The organism is Tahibacter soli (assembly GCF_025717065.2).
Classification (GTDB): Bacteria; Pseudomonadota; Gammaproteobacteria; order Xanthomonadales; family Rhodanobacteraceae; genus Tahibacter; species Tahibacter soli.
Window position 1 is genome coordinate 79317 of record NZ_JAOVZO020000019.1, and the last position, 24448, is coordinate 103764.

Genomic DNA, 24448 nt, shown 5'->3' on the forward strand with positions numbered 1-24448 from the left:
CCGGGCGCGCTACGGCAGCGCGACGCGTTCGAGCAGTCGCGCGACGACCTGCTGCGGACGCACGCCTTCGGCTTCGGCCTCGTAGTTGAGCAGCACGCGATGGCGCAGCACGTCCGGTGCGACGGCGTGCACGTCGTCGGGCAGTACGTAGTCGCGGCCGGCGAGCCAGGCGTGTGCGCGCGCGCAGCGGTCGAGCGCGATCGTGCCGCGCGGGCTCGCGCCGTAGGCGATCCAGCGCGCGAGGTCGGCGTCGTGCGCGGCCGGCTCGCGCGTGGCGATCACGAGTTCGACGATGTAGCGCTCGAGCGCGGGCGCGAGGTGCAGGTCGAGCACGGCCTCGCGCGCGGCGAAGATCTGCGCTTGCGTCACGCGCTGCGGCGGCGCCGGCGCGTGATGCATTTCGGCCTTCGCGCGGGCGCGGGCGAGCTTGAGGATGGCCGCTTCGGCGTCGGCGTCGGGGTAGTCGATCGCGACGTGCATCAGAAAGCGGTCGAGCTGCGCTTCGGGCAGCGGATACGTGCCCTCCTGCTCGATCGGGTTCTGCGTCGCCATCACGAGAAACAGCGGCGGCAGCGGATAGGTCGTGCAGCCGACCGTGACCTGGCGCTCGCCCATCGCCTCGAGCAGCGCCGACTGCACCTTCGCCGGCGCGCGGTTCACTTCGTCGGCGAGCAGAAGATTGTGGAAAATCGGACCGCGCTGGAATTCGAAGCGCGCTTCCTGCGGACGGTAGATTTCCGTACCGGTGAGGTCGGCGGGCAGAAGGTCGGGCGTGAACTGTACGCGATGAAAGTCGGCCTGGATGCGCGCGGCCAGTTCCTTGATCGCGGTGGTCTTGGCCAGGCCCGGCGCACCTTCGACGAGCAGGTGCCCGTCGGCGAGGAGCGCGATCAGCAGGCGGTCGATCAGTCGCGACTGGCCGATGATGCACTGCGCAAGATCGGCGCGCAGCGCGGAAAACGTGTCGGCGAGCGCCGCGGGGCGCTCTCGTTCGGGTAGATCCATGAGTCGCGAAGTCCGGTTGGGCCGTGTGCGGCCGCTTCGACCACTATCGAGCGGAAAAGTTTATCGATCGTTAAACGCGCCGGAAGCGCCGGGGCGGACAGGTTCGCGCTACGGGCGTTACAACAGGGCGAGCGCTTCGGGCACCGGCAGCGGCTTGCCGATCAGCCAGCCCTGCGCGTAGCGGCAGCCGAGTTCGCGCAGCTGGCGCAGCTGCAGTTCGGTTTCCACGCCTTCGGCGACGATGTCGCAGTCGAGCGAGTGGGCCATGCCGACGATGGCGCGCACGATCGCGTAGCAGCGCGGATCGCTCATCTGCCGGATGAAGCCCTGGTCCATCTTGAGCGTATCGAACTCGAGCTTGTGCAAATGGCCGAGGTTGGAATAGCCGGTGCCGAAATCGTCGAGCGCGACCTTCATGCCGGCGCCGTGGCAGCGCGCGATGATGCCCGAGACGCGTTCGTAGTCGAGCACGAGGCTTTCGGTGATTTCGATCTTCAGCCGGCGCGGCGCGACGCCGCCGGCGACGAGCGCGGCGAGAAACCGGTCGAGCAGGCCCGGATCGTCGAGCTGACGCCCCGACACGTTCAGCGCGACGAACGGCGCCGCGTCGCCGTCGCCGCCGATGCGGCGCAGTGCGTTGCAGACTTCGGCCAGTACGTAGTCGCCGATCGGCAGGATCAGCGACGTTTCTTCGGCGAGTTTGATGAAATCGGCCGGCGAGACGGGACCGCGCTCCGGATGCGTCCAGCGCGTGAGCGCCTCGAAGCCGGCGACGCGGTTCGTCGAGATCTCGAGGATCGGCTGCAGGCGCACCTCGAGTTCGCGCCGTTCGAGCGCTTCGCGCAGCTCGCTTTCCAGGCGGATCTTGTCGAGCGCCACGGCCGCGTCCTGCGCGCGCGCGTCGCGCACCTGCGCCGACGGCGCCGGTTCGCGCTGGCCCGACAACTGCGCGAGCGCCGAACGGTAACGCGTGAGCTGGCTCAGCAGCAGCGCACGGACGACCGGGTCGGCATCGTCGAGGCGTTCGGCGAACTGCGTGCGGTCGATCGGCGTCAGCACGCAATCGGTCAGCGCGGTCGCGGTCGCGGTACGCGGAGAGTCGTCGATCACCGCCATTTCGCCGAGCAGGTCGCCGGCGACGAGCACGCCGAGCCGGCGGCTTTCCTCGCCGTGGCGGGTGGTGACCTCGATTTCGCCCTGTTCGAGCAGAAACGCCGATGTCGGCGCGTCGCCCTGCCGGAACAGCACGCTGCCGGCGCTCACCTCGACACGGAACGACGATAGGGACATGCGCGTCCTCCTTGCGGGCCGATCGTAGCAGCGTTGCCGCCGTGCCGTAGGCCCGAAAAGAACGAGGGCCGCATGTGCGGCCCTCGTTTTCAACGCGTTGCGGTGATGTTTACGGCGGGGTTTGCGCGGTCGCCGTGCAGGTCTGCGCCGACGACAGCGTCAGGGTGGCGGAACTGGACGTCCCGACCTGAGCGCAACTGCCGGAGAAGACCACGGTCGGTGCCGGGGTCGCCGCGAGGCAAGCCGGCGGACCGGTACGCGTGGCGGTCAGCGTGATCTCCGTACCCGACGGGAAGTTGCCCGTGCAGGCCTGCGGAGCCGTGGCACCGGCGGCGACGCCGCAGGTGAGGCCGGTCGGCGCGCTGGTGACGGTTACGCCGCACGTGTTGGCAGGCGCACCCACCGGCGTGGCCACGGCGTTGACGGTCAGCGCGATCGTCGCACCGGTCGGGCACGCGCCCGCCGGCGGCGGCGGGCTGACGCCCGCACCCAGCGTGCACAGGTTGATGCCCGTGAACGACACGGTGGCCGTTTCGCCGGTCGGCGTGCGGAACGTACACGTGGCGCTGCCGGCCGAACCGAAGCGGTTGAGATTCACGTTGCTGATGACGGCCGTCGTCTGGCCCTGCGCGTTCGTCACGCCCGGACCGGAGTCGAGCGATACGTCGCCCGAGCAGGTGCCGCCGATCGTCACGCTCGGAACCGGGTTGCCGGCGCCGTCGCGCAGCGTCAGCGTGACCGTGCCGCCGGTACCGACGAAGGCCGTCGGGTTGGCATTGAGGATGAGGTTGCCGCCGGCCGTGATCGTCACTTCCGCCGGATCTTCCGCATCCACGTTCGAGAAGACCACGCGCGGGCCGTCGCCGCCGGCGCCGCCGCCGGCGACGCCGATCGTGCGCACGACCGCGGTCAGGCAGCCGTCGGCACCCGTCGCGCTGGCGGTGATGCCGGCGCCGGCGACGCCGTCGACCGTACCGGAACCGCTACCCAGGTTGGCGAAGCCGAAGGGGATGAACTGGCCCTGCAGCGCGCTGTTGAGCGCATCGCGCAGACAGACGCGGACGTTGACGGTGGTGTTGCCCGGAATCGTCGCCGGCGCCGCCGTGATGCGCACCGGCAGCATGCCAGCGTAGCGCATCAGCTTGATGTCGCTAACTTTCTTGACAGCGCCGGTGCTGGCAACCGAGTCGCCCTGTGCAAACAGGTAGACCGCCTTGCCCAGACGCGTGACCGGATAGGTCAGCTGGACCGACGCGACACCCTTGGCGTCGGTGACGCCGTCGGCCGTGATGTTGCCGTCGACCGCGCGGCCGATGACGTACGGGATGACCGCTCCGGCGTCGACGCTGTTGCCGGTGTCGTCGTTGCGGTTGAACGGCGTGACGACGTTGAGGCTGCCCGCGTTGTTGATCGACGCGATCGTGCGCGAGCTTTCGAGGTCGCGGTTGCCCGGCACGAGGTCGCCGAACACGAGCAGCGTATCGCCGGGGCCCGCGCCGCCGCCGGCCGTCGTGAAGCGGCCGTTCGGCGCCGTGAACAGCGTACCGTTTTCCTGCGGGTTGCCGTCGGTACCGGTGATCGAGAACGTGCCCGGGCCTTCCGACGGGAAGCCCGTCAAGGGAGCGTCGAGCTGACCGAAGCGCACCGGCTGATTGATCACCGGATTGCCCTGGCGGTCGGTCGCGAGTGCGCTGACGGTCAGGCTGTACGTGCCGTTGTGGAACGGCGGCGCGGTGCCCGGATCGGTCGGGCCGGCGGTGCCGTCCACCGGATTGGCGTACAGCGCGTTGGTATCCGGACGCGTGATCGCGAGGCTGAAGAGCTTGCCGTCGGACACGACGACACTCGTGGTCGTGACCAGCGCGTCGCTGATGCCGTTGTCGACGTTGTTGTCGCCGCGGTCGACCGTGGCGCGGATCTGGATCGGTCCTTCGACCGTGCCGGAGCGGAACGAAACGGCCGCGACGCCCTGCACCGTGCGCACCTTGATCGACTGGCCGGTCTGCGAACCGCCTGCGCCGAGGCCCGACAGCGAGCCGTTGTTCGGGCTGCCGATGACTTCAAACTGCACGTTGTTGAACGAGTTGTTGCCGCTGACCGGGTCGGGAATCAGCTGGCCGCCGCCGTCGCGCACCACCGCAGTGATCAGCGACGACGTTTCGCCGCCCGAATTCTGCAGGTAGATGCCGGACGGCGATGCGCCCATCAGGATCGACGCCGGCAACGGAGCCGTCGCGTTCTGCACGGTGAACGTCAGCGTCTTGGAGATCGTCTGGTTCGAATCGGCATCGCGCGCGGTCACGGTGATCGTGCCGGTGCCGGATACCGTGCCCGAATGCACGAAGATCGTCGCGACGCCGCCGGTCACGTCGACCGGGCCGCTGCCGAGCTTGTCGCGGAACTCGTTGCCGCGCAGGTAGCTGCCGTCCGGATTGGTTTCGATCGCCGTCGCGGGATCGTCGAGCGTCGAGAACGAAATCACCGAAACCGGAGACGCCGACACGGCGACTTCCTGTCCGGAAACGAGATCGCCGTTGGGCCGGCGCCAGGTGATGCCGACTTCGGCCATGAACGGCGAACCGATGAACGGTCCGACAACACTGCTGTTGACCGGCAGGGTCGTGGTCGTCGCGGTCAGCGTCAGCGTTCCGCTCGTCGGCGGATTCAACGCGCCGTTGTCGCCGCTGCCGCCGCCACCGCCGCAGCTGGCCAGCAGCACGCCGGTCAGCAGCAGCCCGAGGCTTTTTGTGAAGACTTTCATGTCGTCTCTCCGAAGCTCGCAGTTCGTCAAAACTCAAGGTCCGCCGCGGCGACTGCGAGCGCCGCCGGGCGCGAGCTCAATCCAGGATTATTTCAAGCTTTCGTTAAGAATCCGCGGCGTCACGAAGATCAGCAGTTCCGCCTTGTTCACTTCCTTGTTCTTGTTGCGGAACAAGGCGCCGACCGCCGGAATGTCGCCGAGGAACGGCACTTTCTTCAGATCGTTGCGACGCTCGACTTCGTACACGCCGCCGAGCACCACGGTCTGGCCGTCGTCGACGAGCACCGAGGTGTTGATCTCGCGCTTGTCGATCTGCGGCACGAAACCGCCGCCGGGATTGGCGATGAGATCGGCGATGTTGTCCTTCTTGACCGCGAGCGCCAGGAACACGCGCTCGTCGTTCGTGATCGTCGGCGTCACCTTGAGTTCGAGCACGGCGTCCTTGAACTGCACGGTCGCCTGGCTGATGCCGCTGCCGCCGCCCGTGAACGTCACGTAGCCGATTTCCTGGCCCTGCTTGATGACCGCTTCCTGCTGGTTGGCGGTGATCACGCGCGGGCTGGAAATCACTTCGCCCTTGTTCTCGGTCTGCGCGGCCGAAAGCTCGAGATCGAGCAGGTAGTCGGCGCCGAGAATCGCGAGGCCGAAGCTGCCGGCCGGACTCGACACCGGCATGTTGACGCCCAGACGATTGTTCAGCGACGGCGCGGCGACGCCGCCGGGCAGGATGCCCGGAACCGCGGCCGGAAGGCCGCGACCGCCGTTGAAGCGGTTGTTCAGCACGGCGTTCGTCATCTGGTCGGTGCCCGCGGCAGTGCCGGAGGTCGTGACGACGTTGCCGTGACGGTCTTCGTAGCCGCCGCTGATGCCGAAGCGGACGCCGAGTTCGCGCGCGAACGTGTCGCTCGCGACCACGATGCGCGATTCGATCAGCACCTGCTGCACCGGACGATCGAGTGTCAGTACGAGGTCGCGGATTTCGCGGAGCTTGTCCGGCGTGTCGTTGACGAGCAGCGTGTTGGTGCGCTCGTCGAACGTGACGCTGCCGCGCGTGGACAGGAAGCCGCGCGAACCGCCCGAGCTGGACGAGGTGCTGCCACCGGAACCGCTGGCCGCCGAGTTTTCCTGCGGCTTGCTGATCAGCGCGGCGATGTCCTTGGCCTTGCCGTAGCTGACCGGAATGTACGCGGACTGCAGCTCGACGCGCTGTTCGAGCGCGATGCGCGCGTCTTCGATCGCCTGTTCGCGATCGGCGATTTCCTTCTGCGGCGCCACCCAGATCACGTTGTCGCGGCGGCGCTTGTCCAGGCCCTTGGCCTGCAGCACGAGATCGAGCGCCTGGTCCCAGGGCACGTTGATCAGGCGCAGCGTGACGTTGCCCTGCACCGTGTCGGCGACGACGATGTTGAGATCGGAAACGTCGGCGATCAGCTGCAGCACGGAACGCGTCGGGATGTCCTGGAAATTGAACGTCACGCGGGCGCCGGTGTATTCGGGCGGCGCGTTCTTGTCCTTCTTCTTGTCCGCGTCGGCCCGCTTGGGCGCGATCTCGAGCACGTACTCGTTACCGGACTGGTAGGCGAGCTGCTCGAACGGCCCCTTGGCGGAGATCTCCATGCGCGCGCCGTTGCCGCGCGAGCGCGTCTCGATGATCTGCACCGGCGTTGCGAAGTCGAGCACGTCCAGCCGCTGGGCGAGATTGGCCGGCAGCTTCGCGTTGTACAGATCGAGCGTCATCTTGTCGCCGTCGCGCTTCACGTCGGTCGTCGCTCCCTCGCCCGAGAACGTCACGAGGATGCGTCCCTCGCCGTTCTTGCCGCGCCGGAAGTCGATATTGGAGATTTCGACGCCGCCCGCCGCGACCGCCTTGGTCGGATCGGAGTGGCCGGCCGCGGTCGATGCGGCAGACCCGGTGATGCCGTTGCCGATCGTCACGAGCAGCGTGTTGCCGTCGATCTTCGTTTCGTAGCTCGACGGACGTACGAGATCGACGACGACGCGCGTGCGTCCCGCCGCCTCGACGGCCGACACGGCCGTGGTCGAGCCGATGTTGATGTCGACGTTGCGCTGGGTAAGCCCGCTGCGCGTGTCGGCGAGGTCCAGCGCGATACGCGGCGGCGTATCGGTCGTGAACACCTGCGGTTCGTTGACCGGGCCGGCCAGCTTCAAGGTCAGTTCGACCTTGCCTCCGGGCAGACTGTTGTAGGTGATCTTTTCCAGCACGTTCTCGGCGTGCGCGCTGCCGATGCCGGCGGCGCCGGCGATAAGCAGGAACGCGCAGCGCAGGGCCCTGCGGACGACGGGACCAGACACACGTCCCTGATGGTTGGCAGCTGTCGTAGTCATGAAAGTCACCCCCAATGGGCCTCTTATTTGTCACCTAGAGCGATTGACGCCTGACGCTCCATCCAACCGCCGGCACCATTCGGTACAAGTTCGACCACTTCGACGCGGTCTTCTGCGATGAGCGTGATCTTTCCGTAGTTCTGACCCAGGTAGTTGCCCTGGTGGACACGATGTACGACGCCGTCCGGGTCCTTGACGAGCCCTTCGAGCGCATCGCCGACGCCGATCGTGCCGACCATCGCGAGGCCGTCGAGCGGGAAGCTTTCGAGTGCTTCCTTGACGCGGCCGTCATCCGGACGCGGACCCGTACCGATCGAGTCGTCGCGTGCCTCTTCGGCGCTCGGACTGAACGGGTCGCGCATTTCCTGATCTTTGTACTCGAACGTTTCGAACGTCTTGACGGTCGGCAGCGGCTCGATCGGAGCGCCTTTTTTCGCCTTTTCGGCGGCCACCCAGTCTTCGAGGTCGCGGCGACCGGCCGTGCAGCCCGTCAGCACCAGCGCGGCCAGGACGACAGATCCTGCGATTCGCATACGCATCATCAGTGGCCTCCCGCCGGCGTAGCAGGTGGCGGCGGCACCGCTGCGGGAGCGCCGGCAGCGCCTGGCGCACCGGGAGCCGCGGCCGGCGTTTCGTCGTCTTCGACGTAGCGATACGTTTTCACGGTTCCTTCCAGCGTCAGCGTTCCGCCCGAAATGACGCTCTTGCCCGCCGGGGCCGCGTTCTTCGGACTCAGGGAAACGTCGTGCATCGTGAGAATCACCACGCGCGGCAACGACGCCACGCCGCTGATGAACGAACCGAACTGGTGATAGGTGCCCACCATGCGCAGCCTGATCGGCTTTTCGGCGTAGAACTCCTTCACCGTCTCGGCGCCCGGCTCGAACAGGTCGTTCTCGATGCCCGACGCCTGCGCCGTCTGCGACACGTCGACCAGAAGCTCCGGCATTTCCGTCTTGCTCGGCAGCTGCCGCAGCATCTGGCGCAGCATGTCTTTCATTTCCTCGAGCTGCACGGTCAGCGCTTCGAGGTTGACGGCCTTGGCCTGCTTGGTCGTGAAGTCGCGCTTGAGCTGTACTTCTTTCTGCACCTTCGATTCGAACTCTTCCTGCTGGCCCTTGATCTGGAAGTACCAGCCGGCGAGGCAGATGATCGCGAACAGCAGAAAGCAGAAGACGAGCTTTACGCCCTGCGGCCAGTTGCCGACGTTTTGCGGATCGAGATCGCGAAAGTCGGAAAATTTCATGGCTTCGCCCCCGCTGCCGGCTGGGGCGGCACGGCCGTACCCGGCGCGACGCCCGTCTGTTCTTCTTCTTCGCTGCCGGCCGGCTTGCGCAGCTTCACGTCCATCGTGAAGTCGTACGGCATGCGCTTGTCGTCGACGCGCTTGATTTCGGTTTTCTTGAGGTCGGGCCGGCCGAGCCACTGCGACGCCTCGACGTTACGCATGTACGTCGCGACGCTCGCGTTCGACTGCGCCACGCCGACCAGCGTCAGCACGTCGCCCGCCTGCTTGAGACTCGTCAGGCGAACGCCGTCGGGAATCGTGCGCACCAGTTCGTCGAACATGTGCACCATCTGCGAGCGGTTCGCCTGCAGCTGCTCGATGACCTGCTTGCGCGCGAGCAGCTTGCCGCGGGTCTTGTCGAGTTCCTTGATCTTGTCGAGCCGTTTTTCGACTTCTTTGATTTCCTGCTGGAGGTACGCGTTGCGATCGTCCTGGTTTTCCAGGCGCGCGTTCATCCACATCATCGCCGCGACGAACACCGCGGCGCCGGCGAGCGCCGACATGCCGAGCATGATGTAGAACTCGCGCTCGCGTACCTTGCGCCGTTCGGCGCGCCAGGGCAGTAGGTTTATTCTGGCCATCAGTCGAAGCTCCTGAGCGCGAGCCCACAAGCGATCATCAACGCCGGCGCGTCCTGGGCCAGGGTCTGCGCCTGTACGCGCGACGACAGCGACATGTTCGCCAGCGGGTTGGCTACCACGCTCGGCACGCCGAGCTGTTCTTCGACCATGTCGGCCACGCCGGAAATCGACGCGCAGCCGCCGGCCAGAACCACCTGGTCGACCTTGCTGTATTCGCTGCCGGCGAAGAAGAACTGCAACAGGCGGCTGATCTGCTGGACCATCGCCTCCTTGAAGGGCTCCAGCACCTCGATTTCGTACGACTCGGGCAGGCCGCCCTGGCGCTTGGCGAGGCCGGACTCCTCGTAGGACAGGCCGTAGCGGCGCATGACCTCGTCGGTCAGCTGCTTGCCGCCGAACACCTGCTCGCGCGAGTAGATCGTGCGCTGATTCTTCAGAACGATCAGCGTCGTCATCGTCGCGCCGACGTCGACCACGGCCACGACGGCGTCTTTCGGCACCGCGAGCTGGTCGGCGATCAGCTTGAACGCGTTTTCCATCGCGAACGCCTCGACGTCGACGACCTTCGCCGAAAGACCGGCGAGATCGAGCGCGGCGACGCGCAGATCGACGTTCTCGGTGCGCGAGGCCGCAAGCAGCACGTTGACCATGTCGGGATTGTCTTTGACCGGACCGAGCGTCTCGAAGTCGAGACTGACTTCCTCGATCGGGTACGGAATGTATTGGTTGGCCTCGACCTGGATCTGTCCTTCGAGGTCCTCGTCGGAGAGGTCGGCCGGCATCGGGATCACTTTCGTGATCACCGCCGAGCCCGCCACGGCGGCGGACGCGAATTTCGTCTTCGCGCCGGAACGGCCGAGCGCGCGACGAATCGCCTCGCCCACCGCCTCGACTTCGACGATGTTCTTTTCGACCACCGCGTTCGGCGGAAGGGGCTCGACCGCGTAATGCTCGACACGGTAGCGCCCGCCCGACTGACTCAGCTGCAGCAGTTTTACAGCCGTCGAACTGATGTCCACCCCAATCAGCGGCGGCGCTTTCGGACTGAACAGACCCACGTTTTTCCCCTTCCCACGCGCTCTTACGAGCGAAAGATGCGCGGCTACATTAAATACGAAAGTTAACGGATTGGCAACGTCCCGAAGAATATTCTCCAAGAGGCTGAAATTCCATGGGTTTTGTCACATAAATGTGACGCAGCGCAGGAGTTTTCGCTACCGGGCGAAGCCGGGCACGTTCTATACTCCGGCCCAAGTCGCGCCGACTTTGATTGCCATCACATTCCCGGTTCAACATGCGCGTTTTCCTCCGCTTGCTACGCTATGCGCTGTTCCTTGCGCTTGGCGCAGCCGTGCTCGGGTGCCTCGCTGTAGGCGTCGCTTACTGGCTGATTTCCCCCGCCTGCCGTCGGCAGAGACGTTGCGAGACGTCCGACTGCAGGTGCCGCTACGAGTCTACACCGCCGACGACAAGCTGATAGCGACGTTCGGCGAGACCCGCCGCATCCCCGTCGCCATCGCGAACGTGCCGGCACAGGTCAAGAACGCCTTCCTCGCCGCCGAGGACGCGCGCTTCTACGATCACCCCGGTTTCGACCTGCAGGGCATCTTCCGTGCGGTGTGGCACGTCGTGCGCACCGGCGGCGACAAGGGACCGGGCGGCTCGACGATCACGCAGCAGGTCGCGCGCAATTTCTTCCTGAGTCCCGAACAGACCTACACGCGCAAGGTCTCGGAGCTGTTCCTGGCGCTGCGTATCGAAAGCGCATTGTCCAAGGATGAAATTCTCGAGCTTTACCTCAACAAGATCTTCCTCGGTCACCGCGCCTACGGCGTCGCGGCCGCGGCGGAGTTCTACTACGGCAAGACGCTCGACCAGCTCGAGGTCGGCGAAGCGGCGATGCTCGCGTCGCTGCCGAAGTTTCCGTCGACCGGCAACCCGCTGTACAACCGCGAGCGAGCACTGCAGCGCCGCAACTACGTCCTGGCGCGCATGCAGGAGAACGGCTTCATCGACGAGGCGCAGATGCGCGCCGCGATGGCGCTGCCCGATCGCGCCTACGCGCACGAGCCGCCGATCGAAGTCGAGGCGCCGTATCTGGCCGAGATGGTGCGCGTCGAAGCGCTCGAACGACTCGGCAACGACGCGCTGACCGACGGCTACAGCATCCGGACGACGCTCGACAGCCGCATGCAGGAAGCGGCGAACAAGGCCGTGCGCGACGCGCTGACCGCCTACGACCGCCGTCACGGCTGGCGCGGCCCCGAAGCGCACGTCGAACTCGCGGCCGGCGCGACGCCGGAAACGCTCGGCCGCGAGCTGGCGAACTTCCGCACGATCGCCGGCCTTGCGCCGGGCATCGTCAGCGAAGCGACGAAGGAGCACGCGACGGTCTATCTCGGCGACGGCCAGAGCGTTGCGCTCGACAAGGCCGCGATCGAGTGGGCGCGCGCTTATCAGACCGAAAACAGCCGCGGCCCGGCGCCGAAAAGCGTCGACGCGGTGCTCAAGGTCGGCGACATCGTGCGCGTCGCGCGCACCGGCGACGGCGATGCCGAAAAGTGGACTCTGTCGCAATTGCCGGCCGCGCAGGCCGCGCTCGTTTCGCTCGATCCCGACGACGGCGCGATCCGCGCGCTGGTCGGCGGCTTCAGTTTCGCGCGCAGCAAGTTCAACCGCGCGACGCAGAGCGCGCGCCAGCCCGGCTCGAGCTTCAAGCCGTTCCTGTATGCGGCGGCGTTCGAACACGGCTTCACGCCGGCGTCGATCCTGAACGACGCGCCGATCGTGTTTCCCGATCCGTCGCGACCCGACGGCATCTGGGCGCCGTCGAACGACGACGACAAGTTCGAAGGCCCGATGCGCCTGCGCGAAGCGCTGGTCAAATCGGTCAACCTCATCTCGGTGCGCCTGCTCGACGCCGTCGGCGTGCGCTACGCGCGCGAGTTCATCACGCGCTTCGGCCTGCCGCTCGAAGCGCTGCCCGAAAACCTCTCGATGGCGCTCGGCACCGCGTCGGTCGCGCCGCTGATGATGGCGCGCGGCTACGCCGTGCTCGCCAACGGCGGCATGCTGGTCGATCCGTATTTCGTCGCGTCGATCAAGGACCGCGACGGCAAGGAAATCTACGCCGCGCAACCGGTTCGCGCGTGCCGCGACTGCCCCGAGCGCCTGCTCGACGACGCGCGTACGGCCCAGGCCGCCGCGGCGGCGAACGCGCCGACCGCAGCCGTGGCGACGCCGGTCGCCAATACGTCGCCGCCGCTCAACCGCTTCGTGCCGATCGGCGCCGCGCAGGCCAGCACGGCGCCTGTCGCCGTGCCGGTCGAACCGGGCAAACCGAAACTCGCGCCGCGCACGCTCGACGTGCGCACGGCGTATCTCGTCACGTCGCTGATGCGCGACGTCGTGCGCCGCGGCACCGGCGCGGCGGCGATGACGCTCAAGCGCAACGACCTCGCCGGCAAAACCGGCACGACGAACGAGCACCGCGACGCGTGGTTCAGCGGCTTCAACGACCAGATGGTGACGACCGTGTGGTTCGGCCTCGACGACTTCGGCTCGCTCGGCCGCGGCGAGTTCGGCGCCAAGGCCGCGCTGCCGATCTGGATCGACTACATGCGCGTCGCGCTCGACGGCAAGCCGGAACGTCCGTTCGCGACGCCGCCCGGCATCAGCACCGCGCGCATCGATCCGGTCAGCGGCTATCTGGCATCGAGCGACGATCCCGGCGCGATTCTCGAAATCTTCCGCAGCGAAGACATCGCGCGCCTGGCCGCGCCGCCGCCCGAAGCGCTCGACGAATCGCAGCAGGGCGAACCGTACGATATTTTCTGATGCGGCAGGACCGACGCGAAAAGCGCAGCCACAAAGGACATCCGCGCGGCGACGACCAGCGCCGCCTGATCGCGATCGAGGCCGCGCGCATCATCAGCGAACTGGGCGTGCGCGACTATCACCAGGCGAAACTGCGCGCCGCCGAACGGCTCGGCATCGACGACGAGCGCGATCTGCCGAAGAACGTCGAAATCGAAAGCGCGCTCAAGGAATACCAGCGCCTGTTCGGCGGCGAGGCGCACATCGAGCGCCTGGCGCAGCTGCGATCCGCCGCGATCGAAGCGATGCGCTATTTCGCGCGCTTCGAGCCGCGTCTCGTCGGCGCCGTGCTCGAAGGCACGGCGGACGAACATTCGGCCGTGTGCCTGCACCTGTTCGACGACAACCCGGACGGCCTCGCGCTGTTTCTCGACGAGCGCGGCATTCCGTACGAACAGATCGAACGCCGCCTGCGTTTCGGCCGCGACGACGAAGCCGATGTCGACGCGTACCGCTTCGACGCCGGCGACGTGACGATGGACCTCACGCTGCTGCCGCTCGACGCGCAGCGGCAGGCGCCGCTCGATCGCATCGACGGCAAGCCGATGCGGCGCGCGAACCTCGCGGCGGTGCAGCAGCTTCTCGACGAATCCGGTTCGCGCTGACGCCAGAACGCAAACGCCCCGGCAAGCCGGGGCGTTCGTGCGTCGGATTGAAACGAATCAGCGCTTTTCGACGTCGACGTAGTCGCGCGTCGGCGCGCCGGTGTAGATCTGGCGCGGACGGCCGATCTTGGCATCCGGCGTTTCGTGCTGCTCGAGCCAGTGCGCGACCCAGCCGGCGGTGCGCGCGATCGCGAACATCACGGTGAACATCTCGGTCGGGATGCCGAGCGCCTTGTAGATGATGCCCGAGTAGAAGTCGACGTTCGGGTACAGCTTGCGCTCGACGAAGTACGAATCCTTGAGCGCGGCGGCTTCCAGTTCCATCGCGACGTCGAGCATCGGATCGGACACGTTCAGATCGGCGAGCACCTTGTGGCACATCTCGCGGATGATCGTCGCGCGCGGATCGAAGTTCTTGTAGACGCGGTGGCCGAAGCCCATCAGGCGGAAGCCGGAGTTCTTGTCCTTGGCGCGCTCGACGGCCTTGCCGACGTTCTTCGCGTCGCCGATCTCGGCGAGCATCTTGAGCACCGCCTCGTTCGCGCCGCCGTGCGCGGGCCCCCACAGCGCGGCGATGCCGGCCGCGACGCACGCATACGGATTCGCGCCGGTCGAGCCGACCAGGCGAACGGTCGACGTCGACGCGTTCTGCTCGTGGTCGGCGTGCAGGATGAAGAGGAGGTCCAGCGCCTTGGCCGCGACCGGCGACAGCTGCAGCGGCTCCGACGGCACCTCGAACATCATGTGCAGGAAGCGCGTGCAGTATTCGAGGTTGTTGCGCGGATAGCGGATCGGCCAGCCGATCGAATAGCGGTACGCGGCCGCGGCGATCGTCGGCATCTTCGCGATCAGGCGGATCGCGGCGAGCTTGCGCTGCGCCGGGTCGTTGATGTCGAGCGAGTCGTGATAGAACGCGGCGAGCGAACCGACCGCGGCCATCGACATCGCCATCGGATGCGCGTCGTAGTGAAAACCCTGGAAGAAGTTCTTGAGCGACTCGCGCATCATGGTGTGATGCGTCACGTCGTGCTCGAACGTCTGGAACTGCGCGGCGCTGGGCAGTTCGCCGTTGATCAGGAGATACGCGACTTCGAGAAAGTTCGACTGCTTGGCGAGCTGTTCGATCGGATAGCCGCGATACAGCAGAACGCCCTGGTCGCCGTCGATGAACGTGACCGCGCTCTTGGTCGCGGCGGTCGACATGAAGCCCGGGTCGTAGGTGAAGTAACCGGTGTCTTTATTGAGCTTGCCGATGTCGAAAGCGGGATCGCCCATGGTTCCCGACACGACCGGCAGCGTGGCCGAACGGTTGGTCGAAGCATCGGTAATGACTACGGTCTTATCGGACACGACTGACTCCTGTGTTCTCCGGGCGCCCTGGCCCCGGTTGCATGGTGGCGAAAGCGACCGCCAAGACGCGGCAAAGCTTTCGATGCGACGCACAATTATCGCACACGCGTTTGAATCCAACAGCGCGCCGGCTGCGACTTTGGTCCAGTCCGCGCCCGCGGTTTCATGACAGGATTTTCAAGGACGCAGATTTCACGACGCGAACGCCGCAAACGCGAACGCCGGCCTTGCGGCCGGCGTTCGGTGTAATGCAGGGCGCGTCCTTGCGCCCGGAAGCCCTGTGAGCTTCTTTACTTCTTCGTCGCGTAGCGACGGTTGAACTTGTCGACGCGACCGCCGGCGTCGATGATCTTGTGCTTGCCCGTGTAGAACGGATGCGAAGCGCTCGAGATATCGATCTTGATCAGCGGATATTCCTGACCGTCTTCCCACTTGATCTTTTCTTTGCTGGTCATCGTGGAACGCGTCAGGAACGAGAAATCGGTGGTCACATCCTGAAACACCACCGGGTTGTACTTCGGATGAATGTCGGCCTTCATGGTGGGCTCCGGAAAGAAAGTCGGGCGGCAAAGAGCGGTATGGTATCGTCCTTGAGTCCCGCGGCGCAAGTTCATGCCACGTTCCGCGTCCAGGCCCGATCGTAGCCTCTCTCCCAAGTCATTGATTAGCATGCTCGACTGGATTCGACCGCTGCTCTTTGCCGTGCTCGCCCTCGCCGCCCAGCCGGGTCGCGCGCAGCCGCCGACCGACCTCGAACTGTGGCGCCGGGCGCACCCGGAAATCCGCATCGCGCCCGACCCCGACTTCGCGCCGATCGATTCGCTCGATGCGAAGAACCAGCAACAGGGGCTCGCCGCCGACTATCTCAAGCTGATCGGCCAGCGCACCGGACTGAAGTTTCGCGTCGTGCCGGTCGGCAGCTGGTCCGAAGCCATGGAAGCGCTGCGCGAACGCCGCGTCGACATGCTGTCGGCCGCGTTCGCGTCGAAGGCGCGCGAGGAGTTTGCGCTTTTCACCGCGCCGTACCTGCGTCTGCCTTGCGCGGTGTTCGTGCGCGCCGACTCCGGCCTCAAGCTCGACCAGATCGACGGCCGCAGCATCGGCGTCGCGCTCGAGCACGTCTGCCAGGAAGACCTCGCGCCGCTCGCGCGCAAGGCGCAGATCACGGCGCTGCGCAACTCGACCGAGGCCTTGAAGGCACTCGTCGACGGCAAGGTCGACGCGCTCGCCGGCGACCTCGTGACGCTGCAGGCCGCGGCGAACCGTCTGGGCGTGCGCGACCGGCTCAGCATCGCGGGGCAGATCGGCGCCGACGGTCCGCTGAGCTTCGCCGTGCGCAAGGACTGGCCGCAGTTGAAACAGATCCTCGACGAGGCGCTCGCCGGCATCGACGTCGACGACGAGGCACAGCTGCGCCAGCGCTGGCTCAAGGACCTGCTGCCGAACGACCCCGCGAAAGACGCGCAGACGTCCACATCCGACGACGCGCTGCCGCCGGGCCTGGCGCCGGCGCTGGAAGCGGCGCGCAAGGCGCTGGCCGAACAAAAGTCGCTGGCGGCCGACGACGTGCGCGCGGCAACCGAGGCGCTCGACGCGGCCGACGCCGACGAACGCAAATCCGAGGCGCTGCTGGTCGAGCGCCAAGCGCTGCGCGACGCCGCCGCCAAGGCCGCCACCGACAACGCCGCGCTCGACCAGGCGCTCGCGCGCGACGACACGGCGGCGCTCCTGACCTGGCGCGCAAGCCTGCCCGAGCGTGCGAGCGTCGAGCAGCTGGAAGGGCTGCTCGGTCGCGAACGCGCGGCGCTCGCCGACGCCCGCGCGGCCGTGAATACACTGCAGTCCGACGCCGCGCGGCAGCTCGAACGGCCGGCGCAGATTCGCAAGGAACTGAAGAACGCACAGGCGCAGATCGCGGCGCCCGCCGATGCGGACAAGGCCGCCGACAAGACGGCCGGCGTCGTCGCCGATGCGAAGCGGCTGCAGCACGAGGCGGCGCGGCGTCTGGCTCAGATCACCGTGGCCAAGCTCGAAGACGAGTTGCGCAGCTACGAGCCGCGCCTGCGCCTGGCTTCGGCGCAATTGCGCGAGAACCAGCGCGAGGCGGCGCAGCGGCAACAGAAGGTCGATGCGCTGCAGAACCTCATCCTCGACCGCAACACCGCCGTTGCGAGCGCGATCAACGAGCGCATGCGCAAGGAGGCCGACGCGTTCGCGCCGGCCGGCCCGGCGCTGGCCGCCCCCGCCCGGCAGAACGTCGCCTACGCCGACGAGCTGAGCCGGGCCACGCGGCGCCTCGCCGAAATCCGCGTGCTGCGCGAGGACTATGCGAAGAACCGCATCGCGACCGAACAGGCGCTCAAGAACACGAAAGAACGCGTCGACATCGGCGGCGTCACCGAGGCGGTCGGCCTCATCCTTCTGGCCGAACGCGAAAAGCTGCAGCCGGCCGCGGCGCTCAAGCGCAAGCTCGCCGCACTGCAGACCGAACTGGCGCAGGCGAAGATCCGCCTGATCGACCTGCGCGAACTCGGCACGTCGCTCGACGACCCGGCCGCGCGCGTCGACGAGCAGGTCAAGCTGCTGCCGCCCGGCACCGAGAACACCACGGCGCTGCGCCAGTCGCTGTTTCGCGTGTTCGGCGCGCGCGCCGAAGTCGTCGCGCAGCTCTCGCTCGCGCAGCGCTCGCTCGCCGACGCGCTCGCCGACACCGAGCAGGAACTCAAAAGCCTGACCGACGCGAGCGCCGCGCTGCGCGACCTGCTCGACGCGCATCTGCTGTGGACCCCGAGCCACGGGCCGGTCGACCGCAACTGGCCGCTCGCGATCGCGTCCGGCGCGCTCGACGCGTTCCGGCCCGATCGCTGGTGGGACGCGGCGAAGCTCGCGGTCAACCTCGCCGTCGGGCGGCCGGCATCGACGCTCGCCGGCCTCGCGCTCGTCGTCGCGCTGCTGCTGTACCGGCGACGCATACCCGCGAAGCTCGACGCGATCGCAACACCGATGCGGCGCATCCGCACCGACCGCTACCGGCTGTCGGGCGAGGCGTTCGCGCTGAGCCTCGTCGCCACGCTGCCGTTGCCGCTCGCGGTATGGCTGGGCTCGCGCCTGCTGCAGCGCGCCGGGGACGCCGGCTACGTGTTCAGCGACGCGCTCGGCCTCACGCTCGGCCAGATGGTGCCGACGGTCGCGATGCTGTCGTTCATGCGCTGGCTGACCGCTGACAAGGGCCTCGCAGCGACACACTTCCGCTGGAACCCGAGCCGGCGCCAGGCCCTCGACACGATTCGCCGCTGGCTCACGTTCGGGCTCGTGCCGGCGATGTTCCTGCTGCTGATGTACTTCAACTACGGCGAGCAGTTCGCCAACGCGGGCTTCGCTCGCGCCGTCCTCATCGTCGGCTGCCTGCTGCTCGCGCGGCTCGTCTGGCAGGTGATGGCGCCGGGCGTGCTGTGGTCGTCGCGCACGCTCGAACCGGTACGCACGCGACAGCTGCTGCGCATCGGCCTGACCGGCGCGGTGCTCGGCCTCGTCATGCTCGCGCTTGCGGGCTACCTGCTGACCGCGGTCACGCTCGCCGGCCGACTCGTCGAATCGGGCAGCGCGTTCCTCGCGCTCGCGACGTTGAACGGCATGGCGCTGCGCTGGCTGTCGCTCGGCGAGCGGCGCCTCGCGCTCAAGCGCATGGAAGAAAAGCGCGAGGCCGACGGTGCGCGCGACGACGCCGAACTCGAAACACGGCCGGAGTTCGTCGCCGAGGCCGAGCAGATCACGCTCGCAAGCATCAACCAGCAGACGCGGCGGCTCTTGCGCGCGCTGACGACGGTCGTGCTCGCGGCGACGCTGTTGTGGGTCTGGTCCGACGTGACGCCGGCGCTGTCGTACCTCGGCAACATCGACGCGTGGAAATCGAGCTACACCGCCGACGGCAAGGCCGTGGAGGTGACCGTCAACCTGCGCTCGCTGCTGTTCGCCGTCGTCGCGCTGATGCTGACCTGGGTCGCCACGCGCAACCTGCCGGGCCTGCTGGAAATCGGCGTGCTGCGGCGCCTCAACGTCGACGCGCCGACGCGCTACGCGATCACCGCGATTTCGCGCTACGCGATCGCGATCTTCGGCACCGTGTTCGGCCTGTCGCTGTTCGGCCTGCGCTGGGGCCAGCTGCAGTGGATGGCCGCGGCACTGACGGTCGGCCTCGGCTTCGGCCTGCAGGAAATTTTCGCGAACTTCGTGTCGGGTCTGATCGTGCTGTTCGAACGGCCGATCCGCGTCGGCGACGTCATCTCGATCGGCGGCATCGAGGGTACGGTCACGCGCATCCGCACGCGCGCGACCACCGTCGTCGACTGGGACAACCGCGAGGTGGTGATCCCGAACAAGACGTTCATCACGAGCCAGCTGACGAACTGGACGCTCACCGACGCCGTCACGCGCGTCGTGATCAAGCTCGGCGTCGCCTACGACAGCGATCCGGAAGCCGTGCGCGCGCTGCTGCTCGACGTCGCGCGGGCGCATCCGAAGGTGCTCAAGGAACCCGGCCCGAACTGCTGGTGCGTGGCGCTCGCCGATTCGACGCTGAACTTCGAGCTGCGCGTATTCGTCGGCGACACGCTCGAGCGCAACGGCGTGCGCAACGACCTGCACGGAACGATCCTGCGCGAGTTCCGCGCGCGCAAGATCGAGATCGCGTTTCCGCAGATGGACGTGTGGGTGCGCGCCGCGCCGGCATTGCCGGCGGCGGACGCGCCGAAGCCGGAAGCCGCGTCCTAAGCCGCGCCGAGCGCCTGCGCGATCATCGCGGCGAAGCGCGCGTGATCGACGTCGAGCACGATGCGCGCGTTCGGCGCCTTGCCGCCGCGGCGATCCCAGTCGACGATGGTCGCGCCGCGCGTCAGCGCGCCGTTCAGTTCGACGGAGACGTGGCGCTCCTCGGCGCGCACGACGATGCCGGGATCGAGCACCACCGCCATCGCGAGCGCGTCCGCGGCGATCAGGCCCGGGCGTTCGCGCTCCTTGTTGAAGGCGCGCGTCTTTTTCGAGATCGCGCCGTAGAACGTCGCCCGCTTGTCGCCCGACGCGAACCAGCGTTCGGCCTGGTCGAAATCGAGCGCGTGGCGCACCGTGGCTTCCCAGTCGACGAGTTCGAACATCGGCCAGCTCGAAAACACGACGTGCGCGGCTTCCGGATCGAAGCCGATGTTGAACTCGGCGCTGACCGACGTGTTGCCGCGACCGGTCACCGCGCCGCCCATCACGACGAGGCGCGCGATGCGCGACGGCAGGTCGGGATCGAGCCGCAGCGCGAGCGCGAGATTCGTCAGCGGCCCGAGCGCAACGAGCGTCAGCTCGCCCGGATGCGCGCGCGCCAGGCGCACGAGCGCGAGCGCCGCGTGCTCGTCGGCGGCGGCGCGGTGCGCCGGCGCGATCCCCGCGTCGCCGAAGCCATCCATGCCGTGCACGTGCGCGGCGTCTTCGGCCGGCAGCACGAGCGGCACGGGGCAACCCGGATAGACGGGCGTGTCGGCACCGACGAGTTCCGTCAGCTTCAGCGCGTTCGCGACGGTGTGCGCGAGGCCCACGTTGCCGGCCGTGATCGACAATGCCTCGATGCGCGAATGCCGGTAAGCCATCAGAATCGCGAGCGCGTCGTCGACGCCGGGGTCGGTGTCGATCAGGAGTCGTTGGGTCATGACGTTTCCATTGTTCGTTAATTAGTTGACTACTGCAATTCGCTACCGAACAGACGTTTTTTGATTTCTCGTGCTAGCGTCGGCGGCGTTCAGGGGAGGACGACACGACCGAGGTGTTCAGTCCATGCGCAGGCGAATCATTGTAGCGAGTGCGGCCGTTGCGCTGCTCGCGGCCGTCTGCGCTCCTGCAAACGGCCGTCAATTCGATGCTGCAAAGGACGCAGCCGTCAGTGACCGGCTGCGGGTCGCCGCCGCGCTCGACGAAATTCGGCTCGCCACCAGGCGAACATTCAAAGTCGGGATTCATGTCGACATCGGCGAAATGTCCTTCCCGACCTATCTGCCCGAACGCCCGACCGCACGCGACTTTCTTCTGGATGTAAACCTCCGTGCAGCGCTGATCGACCTCGCGCGCACCCCTCGCATTTTCGATCTGGATGCTTCACACACGCTGCAATCACCGCTCTCGACTATCGCTTCGCACACAGACGCGCTCCTAGCGACGTCGCAGGAAGTCGTCGTCGTCGTCCATATCGTGTTTCACGATGGTTCGAAAATCAGGATCAGATTGTCCGTCGGCCGCGAAGCGGCTTACGTTCCTGGCAGCGCGCGCGACGGCAGCGGACACGTATTGCCGGACCCGAATTTCGATACGTCTGCCTATTCCGGCCGCTGGTACTACCCGCCCGGTCAGGCCGCCGACATGACCGCCTTCCTCGAGTACATGCGCTCGCTCGGCGTCACGATCGCTACGGGCGGCAATGCGGGCAACGGCGTCATCGTCTGCACGTGGAATCCGACGACGAACACCACGACCTGCTATCTGCCGCGCTGACGGCCGGACTCACTCAACGACGCCTCGCCTGCGGCGGCGCTAGCAGTCATTGCGCGTCGAACCCGCTGCGGAAGACCGCGTTGCCGGTCAGTTCGACATGGTCGAAATTGCAGTAACTGTCGCCGTAAGCCGCCGCGTCGACACGGATGTGACCGAGAAACACCCACGCGGCGCCGGCCTGCCCCGGCGCCGTATCGCTGATCGTCACCGCTTCGAACGTGCCGTCGTTGAGGGTGTTGTATGCCTTGAGGTCGCGCAGCGGCACGGCCGTCGTGTTGCAATCCGGCTGGTTCAGCACCGCGATGCGCAGCTCGCAGCGGTTGCCGGCGGCCACTTGCGCGGCGACCTGCGCGCGCAGCGTGAACGCGCCCGGCGCGAGCTTCACGCATTGGCCCCAGGCATCGTAGCGGTCGCCGTGAAAAATATTGCCGGCCCGCGCGCTGCCGACGGCCGGCGAACCGCGCGTCGCGTCCCATTCGAGCTTGCCGCCGGCGCCGCGGTCGAGGTAATAGCGCCAGTCGGACATGCCCGTGTCGAAATCGGGATTGAGCAGATGATCGGCCGGCGGCGGCAGCGGACCGGCAAGGCCAAGCGCCAGAAACAGCGGGGTCACGACGGGCATGGCGGCTTTCTCCACGGCGACGACGCGCGAACTATAGCGCCGGCCGCGCGGCGCAACCATGACGCGGTCTACGCACCGGCGTAGCGGGCGCCGGCGCCGATCCAGCGCGCCACGATGCGCTCGGCGAGGTCGGGATGGCGCGCGAGTATCGTCTCGCCGATCTCCTGCACGGCGGGCAGGAGCGCAGCGTCGCGCTGCACGTCGGCGATGCGAAATTCCAGCCGGCCGGTTTGCCGCGTGCCGAGCATTTCGCCGGGGCCGCGCAGCTCCAGATCGCGCTCGGCGATGCGAAAACCGTCGTTCGTCTCGCGCATGACGTTGAGCCGTTCGCGCGCGAGCTGCGACAACGGCGGCTGATACAGCAGCACGCAGCTCGACGCGACGGCGCCGCGCCCGACCCGCCCGCGCAGCTGGTGCAGCTGCGCAAGGCCCAGGCGTTCGGCGTTTTCGATGATCATGAGGCTCGCGTTCGGCACGTCGACGCCGACCTCGATCACGGTCGTCGCCACGAGTACGGCGATCTCGCCGGCCTTGAACGCGTCCATCACCGCGGTCTTTTCCTTCGGCTTCATGCGGCCGTGCACGAGCGCGACCTTCAGCTCCGGCAGCGCGGCGGACAATTCCACATGCGCCACTTCGGCCGCCTGCGCCTGCAGCTGCTCGGATTCTTCGATCAGCGTGCAGACCCAGTACGCCTGGCGTCCTTCGGTGCACGCGGCGCGGATGCGTTCGATCACTTCGGCGCGGCGCGCATTGCCAAATACGGCCGTCGTCACCGGCGTGCGGCCCGGCGGCAGCTCGTCGATGGCCGAGACGTCGAGATCGGCATACGCGGTCATCGCGAGCGTGCGCGGAATCGGCGTCGCGGTCAGCACGAGCTGGTGCGGCACGCGCTCGCCCTCGCGCCCCTTGTCGCGCAGCGCCAGGCGCTGATGCACGCCGAAGCGGTGCTGCTCGTCGATGATCGCAAGACCGAGCGCGCGGAACACGACGCCTTCCTGCATCAGCGCGTGCGTGCCGACGACGACCGGCGCACCGTCGGCGACCGCCGCGAGCGCCTTCGCGCGCGCCTTGCCCTGCACCTTGCCCGCGAGCCACAGCACGTCGACGCCGAGCGGTTCGAACCACCCGAGCAGCGTGCGCCGGTGCTGTTCGGCCAGGAGTTCGGTCGGCGCCATCAGCGCCACCTGGCAGCCGGCTTCGACCGCGGCGAGCGCCGCGAGCGCCGCGACGACCGTCTTGCCGGAACCGACGTCGCCCTGCACCAGCCGCAGCATCGGCTCGGCGCTCGCGATGTCGTGCGCCACTTCGCGGCCGACCCGCTTTTGTGCATTCGTCAACTTGTACGGCAGCGCGTCGAGCAATGCGCGGCGCAGGCGCCCGTCGCCGGACAGCGCCGGCGCGGTATTGCTGCGCACCTGATTGCGCAGTCGCTTCAGGCTCAGGTGATGACTGAGCAGTTCTTCGAACGCGAGCCGCTGCTGCGCCGGATGCGAGCCTTCGCGCAGGCTGGCGACGTCGGCGTCCGGCGGCGGCCGGTGCACGTACAGCAGCGCCTCGCGCAGCGAAGCGAGATTCAGGCCTTTGCGCAGCGGCGCCGGCACGAGTTCGAGCGCGTCGTCGCCGGGCAGGCGTTCGAGCGCGCGGCGAATCACGCCGGCAATGCGCTTGGGACCGACGCCTTCGGTCGTCGGATACACCGGCGTCAGCGCGTCTTCGACGTCGCCGGGCTCGTCGCCGGCGAGGCGCTGGTATTGCGGATGGACGATTTCGAGACCTTGCGCGCCGTGCCGCACTTCGCCGTAGCAGCGCAGGCGCGTGCCGATCTTGAGCTGGTCGACCTGCGCGCGGCTGAAGTGGAAAAAGCGCAGCACGAGCGTGCGCTGCGATGCGTCGGCCAGCGCCACGCGCAATTGCGGCTTGAACCGAAAGCCGCGCTCGACCGCTTCGACCGTGCCCTCGACCTGCGCGGGCTCGCCGACGCGCAGGTCGGCGATCGACGTCACGCGCGTGCGATCCTCGTAGCGCAGCGGCAGATGAAACCACAGGTCCTGCAGCGTCGCGAGGCCCAGTTTGACGAGACTGTCGCGCAGGGCCGGACCCACGCCGGGCAACGACGACACCGGCGCCGACGCGGAATCGGCTGCATGCGCATTCATGGGCGGCGGTAACGCGCGGCGGTCGCCGCGCGCGCAACGC

The 24448-nt window shown here is 67.5% G+C and carries 17 protein-coding genes; 4 read left to right on the plus strand and 13 right to left on the minus strand.

What is annotated here, in order from left to right; all coding sequences use genetic code 11:
* Positions 1 to 9 precede the first annotated feature (9 nt).
* From OD750_RS19505 to OD750_RS19540, 8 genes are all read right to left on the minus strand, one after another.
* The gene (locus OD750_RS19505; RefSeq protein ID WP_263541019.1) at positions 10 to 1005 is read right to left on the minus strand and encodes an AAA family ATPase; all 996 of its coding nucleotides are present in this window, start codon (positions 1003 to 1005) and stop codon (positions 10 to 12) included.
* A 117-nt stretch (positions 1006 to 1122) separates the two neighbouring features.
* Positions 1123 to 2295 (minus strand): EAL domain-containing protein, encoded by a 1173-nt coding sequence (locus OD750_RS19510; protein ID WP_263541018.1) that lies wholly within the window; start codon positions 2293 to 2295, stop codon positions 1123 to 1125.
* 109 nt (positions 2296 to 2404) lie between these two features.
* Complete coding sequence (locus OD750_RS19515; RefSeq protein ID WP_263541017.1) at positions 2405 to 5056, minus strand: hypothetical protein; 2652 nt, start codon at positions 5054 to 5056, stop codon at positions 2405 to 2407.
* Between the two features lie 87 nt (positions 5057 to 5143).
* The gene (locus tag OD750_RS19520; RefSeq protein ID WP_263541016.1) at positions 5144 to 7402 is read right to left on the minus strand and encodes a type IV pilus secretin PilQ; all 2259 of its coding nucleotides are present in this window, start codon (positions 7400 to 7402) and stop codon (positions 5144 to 5146) included.
* A 23-nt stretch (positions 7403 to 7425) separates the two neighbouring features.
* Complete coding sequence (locus OD750_RS19525) at positions 7426 to 7944, minus strand: pilus assembly protein PilP (protein WP_263541015.1); 519 nt, start codon at positions 7942 to 7944, stop codon at positions 7426 to 7428.
* Positions 7944 to 8648 carry a type IV pilus inner membrane component PilO gene (locus tag OD750_RS19530; protein WP_263541014.1) on the minus strand — a complete coding sequence of 235 codons (705 nt, stop codon included), beginning with the start codon at positions 8646 to 8648 and terminating at the stop codon, positions 7944 to 7946. The genes OD750_RS19525 and OD750_RS19530 overlap by 1 nt, the downstream gene beginning before the upstream one ends.
* On the minus strand, positions 8645 to 9271 hold the full coding sequence (locus OD750_RS19535) for a PilN domain-containing protein (RefSeq protein ID WP_263541013.1): 627 nt from the start codon (positions 9269 to 9271) through the stop codon (positions 8645 to 8647). Before OD750_RS19535 ends, OD750_RS19530 begins: the two co-directional genes overlap by 4 nt.
* Entirely contained in the window at positions 9271 to 10329 is a 1059-nt protein-coding gene (locus tag OD750_RS19540; protein ID WP_263541012.1) for a pilus assembly protein PilM, read from the minus strand. The genes OD750_RS19535 and OD750_RS19540 overlap by 1 nt, the downstream gene beginning before the upstream one ends.
* 382 nt (positions 10330 to 10711) lie before the next feature.
* On the opposite strand from OD750_RS19540, the gene OD750_RS19545 reads away from it, so the two are divergent.
* Both OD750_RS19545 and OD750_RS19550 read left to right on the plus strand, forming a co-directional pair.
* The gene (locus tag OD750_RS19545; protein ID WP_336407569.1) at positions 10712 to 13108 is read left to right on the plus strand and encodes a penicillin-binding protein 1A; all 2397 of its coding nucleotides are present in this window, start codon (positions 10712 to 10714) and stop codon (positions 13106 to 13108) included.
* Positions 13108 to 13752: a hypothetical protein gene (locus OD750_RS19550; RefSeq protein WP_263541010.1), complete on the plus strand. Its 645-nt coding sequence runs from the start codon at positions 13108 to 13110 to the stop codon at positions 13750 to 13752. Before OD750_RS19545 ends, OD750_RS19550 begins: the two co-directional genes overlap by 1 nt.
* 57 nt (positions 13753 to 13809) lie before the next feature.
* Here OD750_RS19550 and OD750_RS19555 read toward each other — a convergent pair whose 3' ends face one another.
* A complete protein-coding gene (locus OD750_RS19555; protein ID WP_263541009.1) occupies positions 13810 to 15102 on the minus strand; it encodes a citrate synthase in 1293 nt (430 codons plus the stop codon).
* A gap of 290 nt (positions 15103 to 15392) precedes the next feature.
* Entirely contained in the window at positions 15393 to 15641 is a 249-nt protein-coding gene (locus OD750_RS19560; protein WP_263541008.1) for a type B 50S ribosomal protein L31, read from the minus strand.
* A 130-nt stretch (positions 15642 to 15771) separates the two neighbouring features.
* On the opposite strand from OD750_RS19560, the gene OD750_RS19565 reads away from it, so the two are divergent.
* Entirely contained in the window at positions 15772 to 19872 is a 4101-nt protein-coding gene (locus OD750_RS19565) for a mechanosensitive ion channel domain-containing protein (RefSeq protein ID WP_263541007.1), read from the plus strand.
* Here the strand turns inward: OD750_RS19565 and OD750_RS19570 are convergent.
* Positions 19869 to 20792, minus strand: coding sequence for a nucleoside hydrolase (locus OD750_RS19570; protein ID WP_263541006.1), 924 nt, complete (start codon positions 20790 to 20792; stop codon positions 19869 to 19871). The two genes, OD750_RS19565 and OD750_RS19570, sit on opposite strands and share 4 nt — an antisense overlap.
* Before the next feature lie 124 nt (positions 20793 to 20916).
* Between OD750_RS19570 and OD750_RS19575 the strand changes: the two genes are divergently transcribed.
* Positions 20917 to 21627: a hypothetical protein gene (locus OD750_RS19575; protein ID WP_263541005.1), complete on the plus strand. Its 711-nt coding sequence runs from the start codon at positions 20917 to 20919 to the stop codon at positions 21625 to 21627.
* Between the two features lie 46 nt (positions 21628 to 21673).
* Here the strand turns inward: OD750_RS19575 and OD750_RS19580 are convergent, their stop codons facing one another.
* Both OD750_RS19580 and recG read right to left on the minus strand, forming a co-directional pair.
* The gene (locus OD750_RS19580; RefSeq protein WP_263541004.1) at positions 21674 to 22249 is read right to left on the minus strand and encodes a hypothetical protein; all 576 of its coding nucleotides are present in this window, start codon (positions 22247 to 22249) and stop codon (positions 21674 to 21676) included.
* 68 nt (positions 22250 to 22317) lie between these two features.
* Complete coding sequence (gene recG / locus OD750_RS19585) at positions 22318 to 24408, minus strand: ATP-dependent DNA helicase RecG (RefSeq protein ID WP_263541003.1); 2091 nt, start codon at positions 24406 to 24408, stop codon at positions 22318 to 22320.
* Positions 24409 to 24448 lie beyond the last annotated feature (40 nt).

Coding starts and splice junctions, on each gene's coding strand:
- OD750_RS19550 (WP_263541010.1), top strand. CDS start 13,108: ATGCGGCAGGACCGACGCGAAAAGCGCAGCCACAAAGGACATCCGCGC.
- OD750_RS19510 (WP_263541018.1), bottom strand. CDS start 2,295: ATGTCCCTATCGTCGTTCCGTGTCGAGGTGAGCGCCGGCAGCGTGCTG.
- OD750_RS19520 (WP_263541016.1), bottom strand. CDS start 7,402: ATGACTACGACAGCTGCCAACCATCAGGGACGTGTGTCTGGTCCCGTC.
- OD750_RS19515 (WP_263541017.1), bottom strand. CDS start 5,056: ATGAAAGTCTTCACAAAAAGCCTCGGGCTGCTGCTGACCGGCGTGCTG.
- OD750_RS19575 (WP_263541005.1), top strand. CDS start 20,917: ATGCGCAGGCGAATCATTGTAGCGAGTGCGGCCGTTGCGCTGCTCGCG.
- OD750_RS19525 (WP_263541015.1), bottom strand. CDS start 7,944: ATGATGCGTATGCGAATCGCAGGATCTGTCGTCCTGGCCGCGCTGGTG.
- OD750_RS19530 (WP_263541014.1), bottom strand. CDS start 8,648: ATGAAATTTTCCGACTTTCGCGATCTCGATCCGCAAAACGTCGGCAAC.
- OD750_RS19570 (WP_263541006.1), bottom strand. CDS start 20,792: ATGACCCAACGACTCCTGATCGACACCGACCCCGGCGTCGACGACGCG.
- recG (WP_263541003.1), bottom strand. CDS start 24,408: ATGAATGCGCATGCAGCCGATTCCGCGTCGGCGCCGGTGTCGTCGTTG.
- OD750_RS19560 (WP_263541008.1), bottom strand. CDS start 15,641: ATGAAGGCCGACATTCATCCGAAGTACAACCCGGTGGTGTTTCAGGAT.
- OD750_RS19565 (WP_263541007.1), top strand. CDS start 15,772: ATGCTCGACTGGATTCGACCGCTGCTCTTTGCCGTGCTCGCCCTCGCC.
- OD750_RS19580 (WP_263541004.1), bottom strand. CDS start 22,249: ATGCCCGTCGTGACCCCGCTGTTTCTGGCGCTTGGCCTTGCCGGTCCG.
- OD750_RS19535 (WP_263541013.1), bottom strand. CDS start 9,271: ATGGCCAGAATAAACCTACTGCCCTGGCGCGCCGAACGGCGCAAGGTA.
- OD750_RS19505 (WP_263541019.1), bottom strand. CDS start 1,005: ATGGATCTACCCGAACGAGAGCGCCCCGCGGCGCTCGCCGACACGTTT.